The organism is Saonia sp., assembly GCF_056326165.1.
Genome location: NZ_JBWFBN010000001.1, coordinates 328,755 through 345,565 on the forward strand (window position 1 = coordinate 328,755; position 16,811 = coordinate 345,565).

Annotated in this window: 16 protein-coding genes; 5 read left to right on the forward strand and 11 right to left on the reverse strand. The window is 35.5% G+C overall.

Annotated features, from left to right (window positions below; translation table 11 throughout):
• Positions 1-68 precede the first annotated feature (68 nt).
• From AC000W_RS01430 to AC000W_RS01465, 8 genes are all read right to left on the reverse strand, one after another.
• Positions 69-827, reverse strand: a complete 759-nt coding sequence (locus AC000W_RS01430) for a tetratricopeptide repeat protein (protein ID WP_474745394.1) — start codon at positions 825-827, stop codon at positions 69-71.
• Positions 828-830: 3 nt separating this feature from the next.
• Positions 831-2,612 carry a BatD family protein gene (locus tag AC000W_RS01435; protein WP_474745395.1) on the reverse strand — a complete coding sequence of 594 codons (1,782 nt, stop codon included), beginning with the start codon at positions 2,610-2,612 and terminating at the stop codon, positions 831-833.
• Positions 2,612-3,454, reverse strand: coding sequence for a tetratricopeptide repeat protein (locus AC000W_RS01440; protein WP_474745397.1), 843 nt, complete (start codon positions 3,452-3,454; stop codon positions 2,612-2,614). The genes AC000W_RS01435 and AC000W_RS01440 overlap by 1 nt, the downstream gene beginning before the upstream one ends.
• A 1-nt stretch (position 3,455) precedes the next feature.
• Positions 3,456-4,502 carry a VWA domain-containing protein gene (locus tag AC000W_RS01445; RefSeq protein WP_474745398.1) on the reverse strand — a complete coding sequence of 349 codons (1,047 nt, stop codon included), beginning with the start codon at positions 4,500-4,502 and terminating at the stop codon, positions 3,456-3,458.
• A 3-nt stretch (positions 4,503-4,505) separates the two neighbouring features.
• Entirely contained in the window at positions 4,506-5,504 is a 999-nt protein-coding gene (locus AC000W_RS01450; protein WP_474745400.1) for a vWA domain-containing protein, read from the reverse strand.
• Positions 5,505-7,154, reverse strand: coding sequence for a BatD family protein (locus tag AC000W_RS01455; protein ID WP_474745401.1), 1,650 nt, complete (start codon positions 7,152-7,154; stop codon positions 5,505-5,507).
• A gap of 6 nt (positions 7,155-7,160) precedes the next feature.
• Positions 7,161-8,027 carry a DUF58 domain-containing protein gene (locus tag AC000W_RS01460; protein WP_474745403.1) on the reverse strand — a complete coding sequence of 289 codons (867 nt, stop codon included), beginning with the start codon at positions 8,025-8,027 and terminating at the stop codon, positions 7,161-7,163.
• Positions 8,028-8,112: 85 nt separating this feature from the next.
• A complete protein-coding gene (locus tag AC000W_RS01465; protein ID WP_474745405.1) occupies positions 8,113-9,114 on the reverse strand; it encodes an AAA family ATPase in 1,002 nt (333 codons plus the stop codon).
• 161 nt (positions 9,115-9,275) lie between these two features.
• Between AC000W_RS01465 and AC000W_RS01470 the strand changes: the two genes are divergently transcribed.
• Positions 9,276-10,034, forward strand: a complete 759-nt coding sequence (locus AC000W_RS01470; protein ID WP_474745407.1) for an SDR family NAD(P)-dependent oxidoreductase — start codon at positions 9,276-9,278, stop codon at positions 10,032-10,034.
• Positions 10,031-11,167 carry a DUF5929 domain-containing protein gene (locus AC000W_RS01475; RefSeq protein WP_474745409.1) on the forward strand — a complete coding sequence of 379 codons (1,137 nt, stop codon included), beginning with the start codon at positions 10,031-10,033 and terminating at the stop codon, positions 11,165-11,167. The genes AC000W_RS01470 and AC000W_RS01475 overlap by 4 nt, the downstream gene beginning before the upstream one ends.
• Here the strand turns inward: AC000W_RS01475 and AC000W_RS01480 are convergent.
• From AC000W_RS01480 to AC000W_RS01490, 3 genes are read right to left on the reverse strand one after another with little or no spacing between them, the layout of a single operon-like run.
• Positions 11,164-11,679 carry a GNAT family N-acetyltransferase gene (locus tag AC000W_RS01480; protein ID WP_474745410.1) on the reverse strand — a complete coding sequence of 172 codons (516 nt, stop codon included), beginning with the start codon at positions 11,677-11,679 and terminating at the stop codon, positions 11,164-11,166. The two genes, AC000W_RS01475 and AC000W_RS01480, sit on opposite strands and share 4 nt — an antisense overlap.
• 32 nt (positions 11,680-11,711) lie before the next feature.
• Entirely contained in the window at positions 11,712-12,719 is a 1,008-nt protein-coding gene (locus tag AC000W_RS01485) for a DUF2971 domain-containing protein (protein ID WP_474745411.1), read from the reverse strand.
• 22 nt (positions 12,720-12,741) lie between these two features.
• The gene (locus AC000W_RS01490; RefSeq protein WP_474745413.1) at positions 12,742-13,689 is read right to left on the reverse strand and encodes a carbohydrate kinase family protein; all 948 of its coding nucleotides are present in this window, start codon (positions 13,687-13,689) and stop codon (positions 12,742-12,744) included.
• Positions 13,690-13,809: 120 nt separating this feature from the next.
• On the opposite strand from AC000W_RS01490, the gene AC000W_RS01495 reads away from it, so the two are divergent.
• The 3 genes from AC000W_RS01495 to AC000W_RS01505 are packed head-to-tail and all read left to right on the forward strand — an operon-like array spanning position 13,810 to position 16,809.
• Positions 13,810-14,946 carry an SPFH domain-containing protein gene (locus AC000W_RS01495; protein ID WP_474745414.1) on the forward strand — a complete coding sequence of 379 codons (1,137 nt, stop codon included), beginning with the start codon at positions 13,810-13,812 and terminating at the stop codon, positions 14,944-14,946.
• 58 nt (positions 14,947-15,004) lie between these two features.
• Positions 15,005-16,087, forward strand: a complete 1,083-nt coding sequence (locus AC000W_RS01500) for a TFIIB-type zinc ribbon-containing protein (RefSeq protein ID WP_474745415.1) — start codon at positions 15,005-15,007, stop codon at positions 16,085-16,087.
• Entirely contained in the window at positions 16,084-16,809 is a 726-nt protein-coding gene (locus AC000W_RS01505) for a metallophosphoesterase (RefSeq protein WP_474745416.1), read from the forward strand. The genes AC000W_RS01500 and AC000W_RS01505 overlap by 4 nt, the downstream gene beginning before the upstream one ends.
• Positions 16,810-16,811 lie beyond the last annotated feature (2 nt).

A 16,811-nucleotide genomic window follows, 5' to 3' on the forward strand; every position in this document is an offset into this window, starting at 1 on the left:
TTCTTTGCTACAAAGGGTAGATTTTGAACAATGTTTTAGTTGCAGATTACAAGGGAAGGAATTTAAATCTAAAAATCCTTTAATATTTTGATGTCGGAGGAAGGAACCCAACCTGTTTTGCCATCGAGAATCTTTATTTTTTTCCAATCATTCAATTGCTCAAGGACATTTACTTTAGTGCCTTGGTGCAATCTAAAAACCTCTTCACTTCTATTGTTGGGTTCGGATTGTATAATAGCTTCTTCTGCAAATACAATAGCTGGTTGATGGTTGTTAAAATCATTGTACTGTAAATATGCCATTACAATGGAAAAAACGGATAAAATTAAAGCAACAACACTTGTAATAAATGCAATGCGCTTGTGAGTGGCATATCTAAAATAGTAAAAAGCGACATACATCAAAACAAACAAAATCATTAAACCAACAGCAGCATAGGCCCATTGGTCAAAAGAAAGAAAACCGGTAAGTTTTTTATAAATTTTGGAAAACCCAGTTTCTGGCATTTCCTCAATGGCATCCAAAGTCATATTCTGGGCATAACCTAAATTGGCTTTAATTTCTGGGTCATTGGGTTTTAACAACAATGCTTTTTCATAATAATAAATACTTGGTGCTATTTGGTTTAGTTTATAATGGGCGTTACCAAGATTAAAATATAAAGCAGCTGAATGTTCACCATTTTCTAGAATTTTTTGATAATTCTCTATGGCTTTTTCGTAATTTCCATCATTATACGCTGTTGTGGCATTATTGAACAAGGCCTCACTTTGGGCAGTTACCAAAAGAGAAAACAATAGTGCTACTAAAGTCATTAATTGTTTCATTACCTATAATTGTTTATCCAAATAAGAAATTACCTCACTTGCTTTATCATAATCTTCTTGCATCTGTACATCAGAAAAAGGACTGTAACGAGCCATTTCACAGTTTTTCAATAAACCAATGAAACCTTCAGTGGTTTCTTCATCAACTTGTTTTTTTGTTAAGATAGAAGCTATTTTATCCTTACTGAACTCAGATGTTTCAATTTTCAATTTGGCCTTTAGATAGTTGTGTAGTGCTTTTTCCAAGGCTATATAAAAAGCCTCTTTTTTGCCTAGCGTTTTCTTTGCCTCAGATAAATATTTTTTGGCTAATTTATTCGCTTTTCTAACTTTATTTCCAGCTATATCACTTGTATATTCCTCTCTTTTTTTCCTAAATAGAATAAATAATGGAATTAACAATAAAGGAAGCAACAACCATAGGTAAAAGCATTTGGAACCAAAAAAGTAATTTGTTCCTATTGCGGAAAGATTGGGTTTCAACTTAATAAAACCAAATTCGTTTCCAGAACCAACTACAGTTTGCCTATTTGCAGCTGTAGGGATAGAAGATGTCACATTAGAATCCGTGGGCCCTTCCAATACATTAACCACAATTTCATTGGAATTTAGAGTGTGGTACTTTTCTGTTGAGGGGTTAAAATAACTAAAAGAGATACTTGGAACGGGATATTTTCCTTTAAATGATGGAACTACTGTATACGTGTCATTCACTTTTCCCTGCATTCCTGCTAAGGTCGTGCGTACACTTTCATCATGTTCTGGATCATATACCTCCAAGGAACTTGGGAAATTAGGTTTTGGCAATTGAAAAAGCTTTAAGTTTCCCTTGCCGCTTACCTCTACCTTTGCCTGTAAAGATTCACTAGCATTTAAATGTGTTTTACTGGTAGTTACAAAGAAATTAAAATCGCCTACTGCACCACTAAAATCTGCTGGTTTTCCTGTAGTGGGCAATGCTTTTACTTTGATAGTGCGCTTCCCAGCTGAAACAGTCTTATTGGTAGATTGATAGATACGACCCCCAAAGAAATCCCTTTTGTTGGTAGGAACATCTACAACTACATCTAAGGATAGAGGCTCTAATTCTAACTCTCCAGTTTTTTGAGGGTATAAAACCACTCTTTTTAGAATTACATATCTATAAGACTGCCCTCTATAAGTAGCATTTTCTGCGTTGTATTTTGTGACTGGCATATCCTGACTCCAAAAATTATTGTACTTGGGATTGTCCAATGCTCTAAAATTAGAGACACTAACATACGGGCTAAAGTATAATTTGTACACAACAGTCACCGCTTCATTTAAATAAGGATTCCCTTTTGAAACTTCAGCTACCAAGTGTAAACTTTCATCAGCAACATCATCCACTGTCATTTGGTCACTTGGTTTATCAACTGCAGCAGTAACTTCTATATTCTTTGCGAGTGACTTATAAGTTTTCCCATCAATTTCAATGGTAGCTTGTTTTATGGAAAATTTCCCCCTAGCAGTAGGCGCCAACGTATATGAATAGGTTTTTGAATATGATCTTTTACCATTAATCCAAGAGGAGCTAATGGCTTGGGAAGGTCCCATTAAAACTCTAAATCCTTCAAAATCAGGAGGGTTAAAATTATCTCCGTCTTTGTTCATGACAAAATCTACCCTTAGCCGTTCATTAAGCCCAAGCTTGGGCTTGCTGACTTTTAGCTCAAAAGTAATTCCTGAGTCTTGTGCTTTTACCACAAAGCAAAAAAGCAATAGGGGAATAAAGAATATATATTTTTTAATTGCCAACAACATTACCAATCTTTCTCATTTTTTGTTTTAACACCCTTTACCTTTTGGGCATCTATTTTTTCTTGCACCTTTTTTTCCTCATTCTGCATAGCTTCTAATAGGTTCTGTACTTGTTGAGGAGATAGTTGGTTAGGTCTTGGTTGATCTTCTTGGGGTTGTTTTTTCTCCTCTTCTTTTTTATCACCATCACCTTCTTTATTTTCTTCAGGCTTTTCATCACCTTTATCACCTTCGTCACCCTTGTCCTTATTTTCATCTTCTTTCTGCTCGCCCTCATCGTCTTTTTCTTGATTTCCTTCGTCTTTTTTATCCTCGTCTTGGTCTTTTTTATCTTCTTGGTTTTCGTCTTCCTTGTTCTCGTCGTTTTTCTTTTCTTCGTCCTGCTGTTTTTTTAGTAGCTCTTTAGCCAAAGCTAAATTATATCGGGTTTCTTCATCTGTAGGATTGTTTCGTAAGGCTTCTTTATAGGCTTCTACAGCTTTCTCATACTCTTTCTTTTTCATAAAAACATTGCCCATATTATGATAGGCCTGATGTTTTTCTTCCTTTGTTGATGCTAGTTCCCCAGCTTGTTTAAAACGGCCAAAAGCTTCACTATAGGTTTCTTTACTATAATAAGCATTCCCCAAATTATAGGATGCAGCAGAATTCTTATTACTTTTTGATATAGCTTTTCTGTAATTGCCTTCTGCATTTATAAAATCATTTTCTGCAATATCTTTATTGCCTTCCCATGTAAGATTTTGAGAAGCTTGCAATGTTTTTTTGTCTATTTTTTCCTCATCGGATTCTTGGGAGAAACCAAAAAACCCAAATACAAAAACAATGTAAAGTATCTTTTTCATTTTATTCAATTTCTTCCTCGTTAAACAAGTTTAATTTCTTTAACCACTTGGTTTTTCTGTCCAATAGAAAGATGTCTAAAAATAGAAATAATAAACCCAAGCCCAAAAACCATTGAAATTGGTCTTTATATTCTGCAAATTGCTTGGCTTCAAACTCCTTTTTGTCCATTTGCCCTAATTGCTCTTTTATAATTTCTACCGCTTCTTCTGTATTGGAGCCATTGATATATTCCCCATTTCCTTCATCAGCAATATCAGTTAAGACAACTTCATTCAATTTTGTAATAACAACTTCACCTTGTGCATCTTTTTTAAGACTTTCTACAACTCCGTTTCTTTTGATAGGAATGGGAGCGCCCTTTGGTTTCCCAACCCCTATGGTATAAACTCTAATTCCTTCTTCAACAGCTTTTTCCACAGCATCCAAAGTGGTGCCTTCCGAATGATCTTCACCGTCTGAGATAATAAATAAGACCCTATTTGTCTGTTCTTCGTCATCGTAATAAGTTGATGCCAATTCTATAGCTTCATTGATTGCTGTTCCTTGGGAGGATAACATATCTGTATTCATTCCTTGCAGAAACATTTTAGCGGCACCATAGTCAGTGGTGATAGGTAATTGGGGAAAAGCTTGACCAGCATAAGCAATAATCCCAATCCTGTCACTTGCTAATTGATTGATAATTTCTGACACCAAACGTTTAGATTTTTCCAATCGGTTGGGAGCAATATCCTCGGCTAACATACTTTTAGAAACATCAACTGCAAAAACAATATCCACACCCTCTCGTTTAACTGTTTCTAGTTTTGTGCCAATTTTAGGATTTACCAAAGCCAAAATTAGAAAGGACAGGCCCAATAAGAGGAATATCAATTTTAAAGTTGATTTAAAACTGGATTTATTCGGGGTTAACCGCTTTAAAAGAGACAAATCCCCAAATTTTTTCTGTGTTCTTACTTTCCAAATTTGATGTAGTACAAAAACCACAATCATTACGGGTATAATGAACAGCAAATAGAAATATATTTTTTCGTCGAATTGAATCATTGTTTATATAAAACTCTTAAATAATGTGTTTCTCAACACCCATTCTAATAATAGTAAAGCCCCTGCCAAAAGGACCCAAGGTCTAAATTTTTCTTCGTATTTATAATACTTAAATTCTTCTACTTCGGTTTTTTCCAGTTTATTTATTTCGTCATAGATTTCTTCCAGTTTTTCATTGTCCGTAGCTCTAAAGTATTGCCCGCCAGTAACTTTGGCGATATCTTCTAACAGCGCTTCATCTATTTCTACTTGTCTCATCCCATATCTAAAAGAACCATCAGCATTATAAGCAACAGGGGAAAGGGCGTTTCCATTGGTGCCTAACCCAATTGTGTATGTTTTAATGTCAAATTCCACTGCTAAATCTGCAGCTGTTTGTGGTTCTATAAAACCAGAATTGTTTACACCATCAGTAAGTAGAATTATTACTTTACTAATTGCCTTGCTTTCTTTTAATCGGTTTACCGATGTTGCCAATCCCATCCCAATAGCCGTACCATCATTTAACTGTCCATAAGTGATTTCCTTTAACGCATTAAGTACAATGGATTTATCGCTAGTGATGGGTGTTTTGGTATAACTTTCCCCAGCATAGGCCACTACACCGATTCTGTCATTTGGTCGCTGACGGATAAAATCTCCAGCTACTTCCTTCAGCGCAGATAGTCTATTAGGTTTTAGGTCACGTGCCAACATACTTGATGAAACATCAATGGCCATTACAATATCTATTCCCTTTGTGGTTTTTGTTCTGGTTGAAATATCTTCTGTTTGTGGGCGGGCTAAGGCTGTAATTACTGCTGCCAAAGCCAACAATCTAAGAACAAACAATAAAGGCTTTAGTTTTGGAAGGAAGTTGTTAATAGCAAATCCTTTTATACTTGAAATTTTAAGTGATGCCGTTTCTTCTTTTCGTTTAAAGAAGTACCATAGCAAAGCCAATGGAAGTATTAAAAACAACCAAAAGAATTGTGGGTTTGCAAATGAAATATCTTTAAACATTTAAACTTCGTTTTTTACTTCTACAGATTGTAATATTCTTTCTGCAATTTCCTCGGCATAGGTGTCACCATCCAACCAGGAAATTAATATTTGTTGTTGAAATCCTTTACCGCCAAAGCTCAGGATAACATACTTGCCTTTTATTAATTCTTTAGATTCTGGCACAGCAAAATTCCCCGAACCATAAGTTTTTAGACCTTTTGTGCCAGTAATTGTGCTGAATTCCTCTTGTTTGGTAATAATATTTTTAGCCCCCTTATCCTCAAAGCTTTTAATAATCTGTTCTATTGTTTTTTCAAAGTCGGGCTCTACTTCTTCCGTAAAAGAGGTAGAAGTGGTGGCAACAGTAAACAATGCCTCAGAATCACGGTACATAAAGGTTTGCAATTCTTTTAATGTAGCCATTGCCTCTGGAGGTAATTTAACCTCTTGTCTTAAAAGCACCTCAGGAGTTTCTATACTCACAGGAGGGAAACCGTACGAGCTAGAGACCCATTCTCCTTCTAACAACTCTTTGGACGGATGGCCGAATACGGTATCTTTTACATAAGTAAAGCCATATTTTGCCACGGCAAAAGCCAAGGTAAAAAAGAGAACACCCGTTACAATACTAGCAGCGAGATACCATTTTTTCTTTTGTTGTTTTTTGGCAAGTTCTTCCAAATATTCCTCATTCTGCAATAATTCCTCTTCTGTTGGTTCTGGCAGGGCATCATGGGTTTTTATTACGATTTCCTCTACCGCTTTTCTGTCTTGTTCCGCTACAGTTGTAGGAGGTTTGGATTTGGCAAATTTTACCAAATCTGCCGTCTGCAATATTTGTTTAAACTGTTGTATAGTTTCTTCCTCTAAATCCAATTCGCCAGCTTCCTTTAGCATTTCTAACCTATCAATCAATTGATCTGTGGTGCTTTCTAATGCAGAAACATGAACATCTTCCTCTAAATAAGAACGTACAATATCCGTAAGCTCAGAATAATACTGCTTATATTCATCTTGAATAAGATATTTTGAATTCTCTAACCGTTTTAATTCCAAAAGAGCTTTGTCAAATGGGGGCAATAGAGCTTCTTTTTCTTCTTCGGACAGGGGTTTTTTCCTAAAAACGAACCAATAAAGAAGTCCAGCTATAATCAATAATGGGATAAGTATCCATAAAAGAGTTTTCCAAAATTCAGAATTGCTTTTGTCCACATTGATCAGGGGTTTAATGTCGTACATCTTTTGGGCGATGGTGTCCACAGGAACTGTGGCAACATTTACTCTGACCGAATCCGTAAAGTAGGGCTTTTCATTGATAGTAATTCGCTGGGGAGGTATTGTATATGCGCCAGAATCAAATTGAGTAAGGGCATAAATCCTTTGCAATGTTATTCTATTCTTCTTCTTAGTAGTATCAATAGCCAGGGCTTCAACCATTTCCAATGGTGAGAACGTTTGGTCTTCAGGAAAAAATACGGTGTCCGTAGAATCTGCCTCAACGGTAATGGTGTATTTTATTTGTTCTCCAATTTTAATATAAGTAGTATCAATTTCTGAAGAAACTTGGGCATGGGAGAAAAAGGGAAACAAAAAGATACCGGCAAATAGGAGGAATATCCTTATTTGGAAAGAAATACAATTTTTATTTTTTAATTGATATTTGTTCATTATTATTTATCCTCTTCGCTTAAAATAACCCAACAGTTTTTTAACGTAACTCTCGTCTACCCGACAACTAATAACACCACAACCAGATTTTGTAAAGGTTTCATTAAAATAATCCACACGTTCTTTATGGTATTTACCATACCCTAGACGTACTTTTTTGGATTGGGTATTAACCAATTGTACATCACCAGTTTCTGCATCTAACATTTGTACCATGCCCAAATTGGGAATGCTTTCCTCTCTTTGGTCATAGACCCTAATCCCCGTAACATCATGTTTGTTTCCAGTAATTTTTAGCGTACGTTCATAATCTTCGGCAATAAAATCTGAGAGCACAAACACAATGGCTTTCTTTTTCATAACACTGGTTAAGTACTTTAATGCCTCTGCAATATCCGTTTTGTTACTTTTAGGCTTAAACTCCAACAACTCTCTAATGATACGGAGTACATGGCTTTTTCCTTTTTTAGGCGGAATAAAAAGTTCTACCTCATCAGAAAATAAAATGAGCCCAGCTTTGTCATTGTTTTGCATGGCTGAAAAAGCCAACGTGGCGGATATTTCGGTGATAATTTCTTTTTTAAACTGATTGCTGGACCCAAAAAGTTCTGACCCACTTACATCTACCATCAACATCATGGTGAGTTCCCGCTCTTCCTCAAAAACTTTTATGTATGGTTCATTATACCTGGCAGTAACGTTCCAATCAATACTCCTTACATCATCTCCATATTGGTACTGGCGTACTTCACTAAAAGTCATACCCCGCCCTTTGAAAGTAGAATGGTATTCTCCTCCAAAAATGTGATCGGAAAGACGACGTGTCTTTATCTCAATCTTACGGACTTTTTTAAGTAATTCTTTAGTATCCATTTTTTCAGTATGCAGTATACAGTAATCAATATACAGCAGCAAAATCTAAATTGTGCCAACTGTAGACTAAATACTAAGGACTGATTTAAGGCACTTCTATTTCGTTTACAATCTTATTGATGATTTCTTCAGAAGTAATATTTTCGGCCTCAGCTTCATAGGTAATGCCAATTCTATGACGTAATACATCATGAACAATAGCTCTAACATCTTCTGGCACTACATACCCTCTTCGCTTTATAAAGGCATAACATTTTGCAGCATTTGCCAAGTTAATACTTCCACGAGGTGATGCACCAAAACTAATAAGTGGTTTTAAGTTTTCTAAATTGTATTTTTCTGGATAACGAGTTGCAAAAACAATATCAAGAATATATTTTTCAATCTTCTCATCCATGTATACTTCTCTTACCGCTTTTTGAGCTGATAAAATTTGCTTGGTGGTCACAACAGGCTTTACTTCCTCGTAGGCACCTTTAAGATTTTGACGGATGATTAATTGTTCCTCATTCAATTTAGGATAATCAATAACTGTTTTTAACATAAAACGGTCAACTTGGGCTTCAGGTAATGGATATGTTCCTTCTTGCTCAACAGGATTTTGTGTTGCCATGACCAAAAATGGTTTATCTAGGATAAAAGTTTCGTCGCCAATGGTCACTTGTTTTTCTTGCATGGCCTCCAAAAGAGCGGATTGTACTTTTGCTGGTGCTCTGTTTATTTCATCTGCCAATACAAAATTGGCGAAAATGGGTCCCTTTTTAATGGAGAAATCATTCTCTTTAATATTGTAAATCATGGTTCCCACAACATCTGCAGGTAATAAATCAGGAGTAAATTGTATTCTGCTGAAACTTCCCTTTACAGCTTTTGCCAAAGTATTGATAGCCAATGTTTTTGCCAGCCCCGGCACACCTTCCAATAAGATGTGACCCTGACCCAAAAGACCAATTAAAAGACGTTCTACCATGTGCTTTTGGCCCACGATAACCTTGTTCATTTCCAATACAAGTAGATCGATAAAAGCGCTTTCTTTGGCAATTTTCTCGTTCACAGCACTGATATCAATTGTAGTGTTTTCCTCCATAGAAGTTATAGTTTGATTTTATGCAAATTAAATAAGCTTTTTAATAAAATGCAAAGTGAAAATTTATTTACTCATGGGCTGTTAATAATTGGTTAAAAAACGCATAAAGACCCAAGTTTTATGAATGATTTAAGGGATTTATTTTTTATTTTCACAAACCTATGAAAGAAAAGACTGCATTAATCACTGGAGCAACAAGTGGCATAGGAAAATCTACAGCAGAACTGTTTGCTAAAAACGGCATAAAATTGGTTGTCTGTGGTAGAAGAAAAGACAGGCTGGAGGAATTAAAAATGGAGTTGTCTGCCCAAACCAAAATTCACATACTAAACTTTGATATTAGAGAAAAAAAAGAAGTGTTCAAAGCCATTGAATCTTTGCCCAATGATTTTTCTAAAATTGATATTCTAATTAATAACGCAGGGAATGCTCATGGCTTAGAACCCATACAAGAGGGCAATACAGATGATTGGGACGCCATGTTGGATATCAATGTAAAAGGGTTGCTTTATATATCCAAGGCCATTATTCCAAAAATGGTAGAAAGGGAGTCAGGACATATTATCAATATAGGATCTACAGCTGGCAAAGAAGTATACCCCAACGGCAATGTATATTGCGCCAGTAAACATGCGGTGGATGCATTAAATCAGGCTATGCGAATAGATTTAAATAGGCACGGAATTAGGGTTGGTGCCGTAAACCCCGGGATGGTGGAGACTGAGTTTAGTAATGTACGTTTTAAGGGAGATACAGCACGTGCCGATAATGTGTACAAAGGTTTTCAACCGTTAAAGCCAATAGATATTGCAGATATTATACACTTTGTGGTTACACGCCCCTATCATGTAAATATTGCAGATTTAGTTGTTATGTCTACCGCCCAAGCAAGTAGTACTATTGTGAACAAACAACTATGATTAACAAACGCCTACTAGTTAAAAATCTACTTGCCCATAATGATGAAAATAGTTTTTATGATAAAAAACGCTTTATAGATATTGGGCAAAAAGAAGGGAAAGGCAAATTTTTAAAGCATGTTTGTGCATTAGCCAATAGCAATCCAAAAAACAATTCTTTTATTGTCATTGGTGTAGAAGATGAGGACAATAAAATTGTTGGAGTCGATTTTTTTGATGACAGCAAAATCCAAAATCTTGTAAATGCCTATTTGGATAACCCTCCCTTAATTTCTTATGAAAATATACCGTTTCCCAATTTACCAGAAGGCAAGGTTGTTGGTTTGGTGACCATAAAATCCAATGGAAAAATATGTTCTTTAAGGAGAAACATATGGAAGTATTATGGTGGTTCTGTCTTTTTTAGGGAAGGTAGTATAAGTATGCCCAAGGTATTTGATATTGAGATGAAGGACATTAACGCTGCAACAGTGGCTACCATTGAGCAACATGCCCGTAACAACATTCAATTTACTCTGGATGGAGTCATAGATTTTATTAATAATAGGCATGCAGATTTAAGTAGCAGTTACAAGGTTTTTAAGGAACAATTTGTGGTCTGTTGGGCCGGGAATCTTAAAAAGGTAAAAAAGCAAGAATATTATTCCAGATTGGATATAGAACTGATTAACGAACAGGTAAAACTATTTTATTCTGCGTTGGATGAGGTAACCATTGCTTTTGATGAAGACTCTTTTACTACCATGGAATATGTGCAATTGGGGCTAGGGAAACAACAAAAATATTACCCTTTGGAAAAGGTGGTCATTACTTTTTCAGAAAATGGGACATACCAGATTCAAAGCGATTTAATTTTTGAAGCCCCGCAGTATGACAAAAAAACGCTGCATCATATTTTTAATGCCAACAATGCGCTGTTGGACAAATTAAACAAAGGAATAACACTTGCCCCAACCGAAAAAGAGGATTTAAAGCACCTGCCAGCTACTTATTTAATATGTTTTTTAAATGGTTTTGAAGAAGCCAAAGAAAAACTCACCAACGCCAGAGCCATTCTTAAAAAGCACAATGAAAAAGTCTATCAATCCGTAAAGGAATCATTAAGGATTTTAAGGAAAGTACAGTATAATTAGTATTCTAAATAGACAATGTGGTTAGGATTGGAGCGTGTTTCGGATATTTTAAAATCATAGCTGCCAACAATTTTAAAACCGCATTTTTTGTAGAAATTAACCGCTCTATAGTTTTCTGTCCAAACATATAGCCAAAGACCTTTTTGTTCGTTATTTTTAGATAGCTCAATGTTGAAATCCATTAGCTTAGCACCAAGATTTTGCCCATAAAATTCCTTTAACAAGTACAATCTATCCAATTTGGTTATGTTTGGTTCTATTACACTGTTATTGGGAGCATTCAACACAATTTTGGAAAACCCGGCAACTTCATTATTGTAATAGAGAATATGATAATTAATGTTTGGATTGCTTAATTCTTTTTTTAATATTTCTTGGTTAAAATTTTTAGTTGCATAGGTGTCGATTTCATCATTATCGGCACCTCCTCCATAAGCATCTAGAAAGGTTTGTTGGGCTAGGGTTGCCAGCAATTCTAGATTTTTGAGGGTACATTTAACAATATTGGTCATTGTTTTTTAATACTAATCTTTGTTTTATGTAATTACTTTTCATAGTTAAACTGTATTTCAATTTTTTCTTCTTTTAATGATGCTGACACCCAAGGTAAATTTCCAATTTGGTTTAGGTTAGTATAGAATTCAAAAAATATTGTCTTTCCGTCACAAAATAAATTCTTTTTTAGATAATTGATTAAAATTTCTATTTCTGACCTATTTAGTTCTTGTTTCAACATAATTCCAAATTCTCCAATTTCTGAAAAGTTGTAAATCTTTTGTTTTAAGATTTCAAATGCTATAATTTTTCCATTTGTAATAGAAGTTGGCAATTGTTTTAAATAATTGGATTCCAGTCCTGTTTTGGTTTCAAGTTCTATAGCTTTAAATAAATAGCTATTTTTTTCTAATACAATTTGATAAAAATTAACACCTCTTTGTAATAGGTTTATGATTTGATTTTTGTCTGATTGCTTAATTTTTAAACCAAAATAGATTGATTTTAATGCTTTAGGATTATAGGAATTCAATCCAATTTTACTTGTTACAATTCTATGCTCTTGTTCATATTCCCATCTTTTTGATTTATGAAAAGCGAACTTTTTTATCATACTATTTTGTTCATTCCTAATAATGTCCAAAAAACCGATACTTTGGGGTTTTTTTGAATATAAAACAGGAAAAGAATGGATATGATTACTTCCGTCGTTTTTCAGTAAAACGTCTAAATCATATTCTATACAGAATCCTTTATGTGAATTAGCGTAATGAGCCCAAAGTAATTCATCTAATGGTGTTTTAGAAAGTGAATAAATACCCATTTTTTTGTCCATTGATAGAACCTCGTCGGTATTATTATTAAATAACTCAAAATCTTCTTTGGTTTTAGCTCCAACTTTTTGTCCAATATAATTCAGAAATCGTTTGACTTTTTTTGTGTCGGTAGTTGCTTCACAAGGGTCGTTCAATTGTTCAATAGAAGATGACCAATATTGATTGTTCTCAAGAGCTTTTATATCATTGGGAGTTCCACTTCTATATTTATATACGAGCATTGAATTCTTACGTTATGTGGAACTAAGGTAAGAAATCCTCCTTTGTAGGCAAAGAGTCTATAGCCCCATAACCAGTTGTGGTAATAGCCCCTGCCTTATTGGCTTTTGTGACCATTTGTAACAATAACTGGTTGTTTTCTAAAATGTCAAAAGGGCTGTTTAAAGCTGCTATTTGTAAAAGCAAGCAGCCAATAAAAGCATCGCCAGCACCTGTGGTGTCAAGAGGTTGTACCTTTATACTTGGCACCGTTAATTTTAGATTGGGTGCACTAATATAAGTGCCTTGACTTCCTAGTGTAACCGCAATAATTTTTGTGCCAACTTCATGTAAAACATCACAAGCATCGTCTAGGGTATTCTTTTCGGATAATAAATATGCCTCTTCCAAGCTAAATTTACATAGATGGGCTTTTTCAACAAAAATCAAGCTTTTTTTAATAAAAGTGGCTTCATCATCTTTCCATAAATCTGCCCTAAAATTAGGGTCAAAACTTATAAAGGCTTCTTGGGTCAAAGCATCAAAATAATAACGTCCATAAGCTTCTTCTAAATTGCCTCCCAAAAAGGCAGTGGCAGCCCCAAAATGAATCAAGCTGCCCTTAAATTCTTTTTTCAAGGATGAATCGTATTTTAGTTCTTTGTCCGCCCCACGGCTAAAGACAAAATCCCGTTCTCCTTCATCGCCAATAGAAACATAGGCCAAGGTGGTAAAGGTTTTGGATTGTTGTGCCAAGGAAATATCTACATCGTTTTTTTCTAAAACCTCTAACAAAAATTTACCAAAAGGATCTTTGCCCACACAACCCACAAAAAAACTTTTGCCACCAAGTTTTGCAATGGCACAAGCAACATTTGCTGGGGCGCCGCCAGCTTTTTTTGTGAAAATGGTTGCTTTTGACAAATCACTTCCTTGATTTTCGGCCACAAAATCTATCAAAAGTTCGCCAATGCAAAATACCTTGTTTGTCATAGTCCTTAAAAGTTGTTCCAAGGTAATCAGAAATGCACAGGTTTACCAAAAGTTTACTACAATTTATTAGCTATTACATGTAAATTTAGTACCTTTTTAAAAATTATAAACACTACTAAAATGAACCTATTTGATGAAATAAAAAAGAAACTCAGTCATGAATTTATAGACATAATTGAGTGGTTGGACAATACAAACGATACCATTGTCCATCGTTTTGAGCGCTATCAAAATGAAATAAAAAACAATGCAAAACTTGTAGTTAGGGAAGGGCAAACCGCCGTATTTGTAAATGAAGGACAATTGGCCGATGTGTTTACTCCTGGAACCTACACTTTAAACACCAAAAACCTACCTATTTTAACCACATTAAAAGGGTGGAAGTATGGTTTTGACAGTCCTTTTAAAGCGGAGGTGTATTATGTAAACACGCGTTTGTTTACCGATGAAAAATGGGGAACTAAAAACCCTGTAATGTTGAGTGATGAACGTTTTGGATTAACAGAAATAAGAGCTTTTGGAACGTATAGTTTTAGAATAAGTGATGCAGGGAAATTTGTCATAGATGTTGTAGGAACGGATGGGAACTTTACCAACTATGAGGTAAATGAACATTTAAAAAGTTTAATAGTTACTCGCTTTACGGATACCGTGGGTGAAGCCAACCTTCCTATTGAGCTGTACGCTGCAAATACAACAGAATTATCGGAGACTTGCCAAGAAGTAATGCAACCAGAGTTTGGCAGAGTGGGGATTGAGTTAGAGAAATTCTACATTGAAAATGTTTCCATGCCTGAAGAGCTTAAAAAGGAAATCTTTGAATATTCTCGTTTGGATAAACTAGACATGGGTAAATTGGCACAGTTTAAAGCTGCCAAAGCCATGGAAGAAGCTGCTAAAAATGAAGGAGGTACTGCAGGAGCAGGTATGGGAATGGGAATGGGCTTTGTGTTGGCACAGCAAATGGGCAATATGATGAATCCAAATGCAGCCCAGCAACCCTTTGCACAACCCGCTCAAGGAGCAGCTGTTCCGCCACCAATGCCAATACAGGTATTGTATCACTATGCTATGGATGGCCAACAATTGGGTCCCGTATCTTTTGATAAGCTTAAAGAGCTTTTTGCCAATAGAACCATCAATAGAGATACCTTGGTTTGGAAACAGGGAATGCAAAATTGGACTTCCTTAAAAGAAGTTGAAGAATTAAAAGCATTTTTAGGAGGAAGTACACCACCGCCTTTACCAACTGCTTAAATCAACTAATTTGTTTTATAAGGGGTTCCCATTTTTGTGGGAATGACACGTAGTGTTCATGGAAGAAACTCTAAAATCCGAAGAAAAAAGACCTTGTGCCAATTGTGGTGCAGAGTTAAAATTTAAGCCAGGCTCGCATCAATTAAAATGTGGGTACTGTGGTTATGAGGAATTTATTGAACAGACCAAAAGTAGTTTTGAGGAGCTAGAACTGGAGCATTATTTAAAAGTTGTTGGGGAGAATGCCTATACAGAAACCATAGACTTGCTACATTGTAAAAACTGTGGGGCAAACCAACATGTGGAAGAAAATTATAAATCTTTGGCATGCGTGTATTGTGGCGAACCATTAATAAAAGAAGATGTAGAAAAAGAGGGGTGGATTTTGCCCGGCGCCTTAATTCCTTTTCAAATGGATGTCAACAAAGCAAGGAGTATTTTTAAGAACTGGGTCGGCAAGATATGGTTTGCACCAGATAAATTAAAAAGAGCAGCTCTGGATCCAGAGGGAATACATGGTTTGTATCTTCCTTATTGGACGTTTGATGCACAGCTTTTTGCTTCCTACCAAGGGCAAAGAGGGGATTATTATTACGAAACCAGAACTTACAGAAGTAGAAAAGGAAATAGAACCCAACGCGTGCGAAAAACCAGATGGTCCCATGCTTCGGGTTCTGTAGATGGTTTTTTGGATGATATATTGATTAATGCATCAGAAAAAAAACGAAGGGAGATTCCATCTAAAATTGCATTTTGGAACTTAAAAGAATTGGTGGTTTTTAATACCAAATATTTGTCTGGTTTTGTAACGGAAAAATATACAGTTTCCTTAAAGGAAGGCCACCATCAATCTTTTCAGGAAGCAAAACATATTGGTTACAGTTGGATTCGTAGGGACATAGGAGGAGATACGCAGCGTATTCATAATGCAGATATCAAATTGTCCAAAGAGACCTTTAAGCACATTCTTCTTCCTATATATATAAGCTCCTATGAATATAATGGGAAAGACTACCACTTTTATATTAATGGACAAACAGGAACTATTAGTGGTACTCATCCATATTCTTTCTGGAAAATCTTTTTCTTAATATTGTTTATTGTGATAATTATTGCTGGAATTGCGATTTTTGCACAATGAGAACATTGGTAATTGGGGATATTCATTCAGGATTAAAGGCATTACAACAAGTTTTAAAAAAAGCGGAGGTTTCTACAAGGGATACCCTTATTTTTTTGGGAGATTATGTGGACGGTTGGAGCGAAGCCGTTGAAACAGTAAATTTTCTAATGGAGTTGGCAAAAACCCATACATGTATTTTTATTCGTGGAAATCATGATGATCTTAGTTATGATTGGCTAACTAAACGGGAAGACAATCCAACGTGGTTGGCACATGGTGGTACCGCAACATTGAACTCTTACGCAAAGATTGACAAGTCTGTATTGGAACACCACCTTTCTTTTTATGAAAACTTACAGAACTACTATTTGGATTCAGAAAACAGATTGTTTTTACATGCTGGGTTTACAAACCTTAAAGGAGTAGAGGCAGAGTATTTTTCCAAAACCTTTTATTGGGACAGGACCTTATGGGAGCTGGCATTGTCCGTACATCCAAAAATGGGACAAGACCATCAATTTTACCCAAAGCGATTATTGTGCTATAAAGAAATATTTATTGGGCACACACCCGTAACAAGAATAGGAAAAACAGTTCCTGTTAATGCCACTAATGTGTGGAATGTAGATACTGGCGCAGCGTTTATGGGCCCTTTGACAATTATGGATGTAGATTCTAAAGAATTTTGGCAAAGTGAGCCGGTATATACTTTTTATCCCACTGAAAGTGGTAGGAATTAATA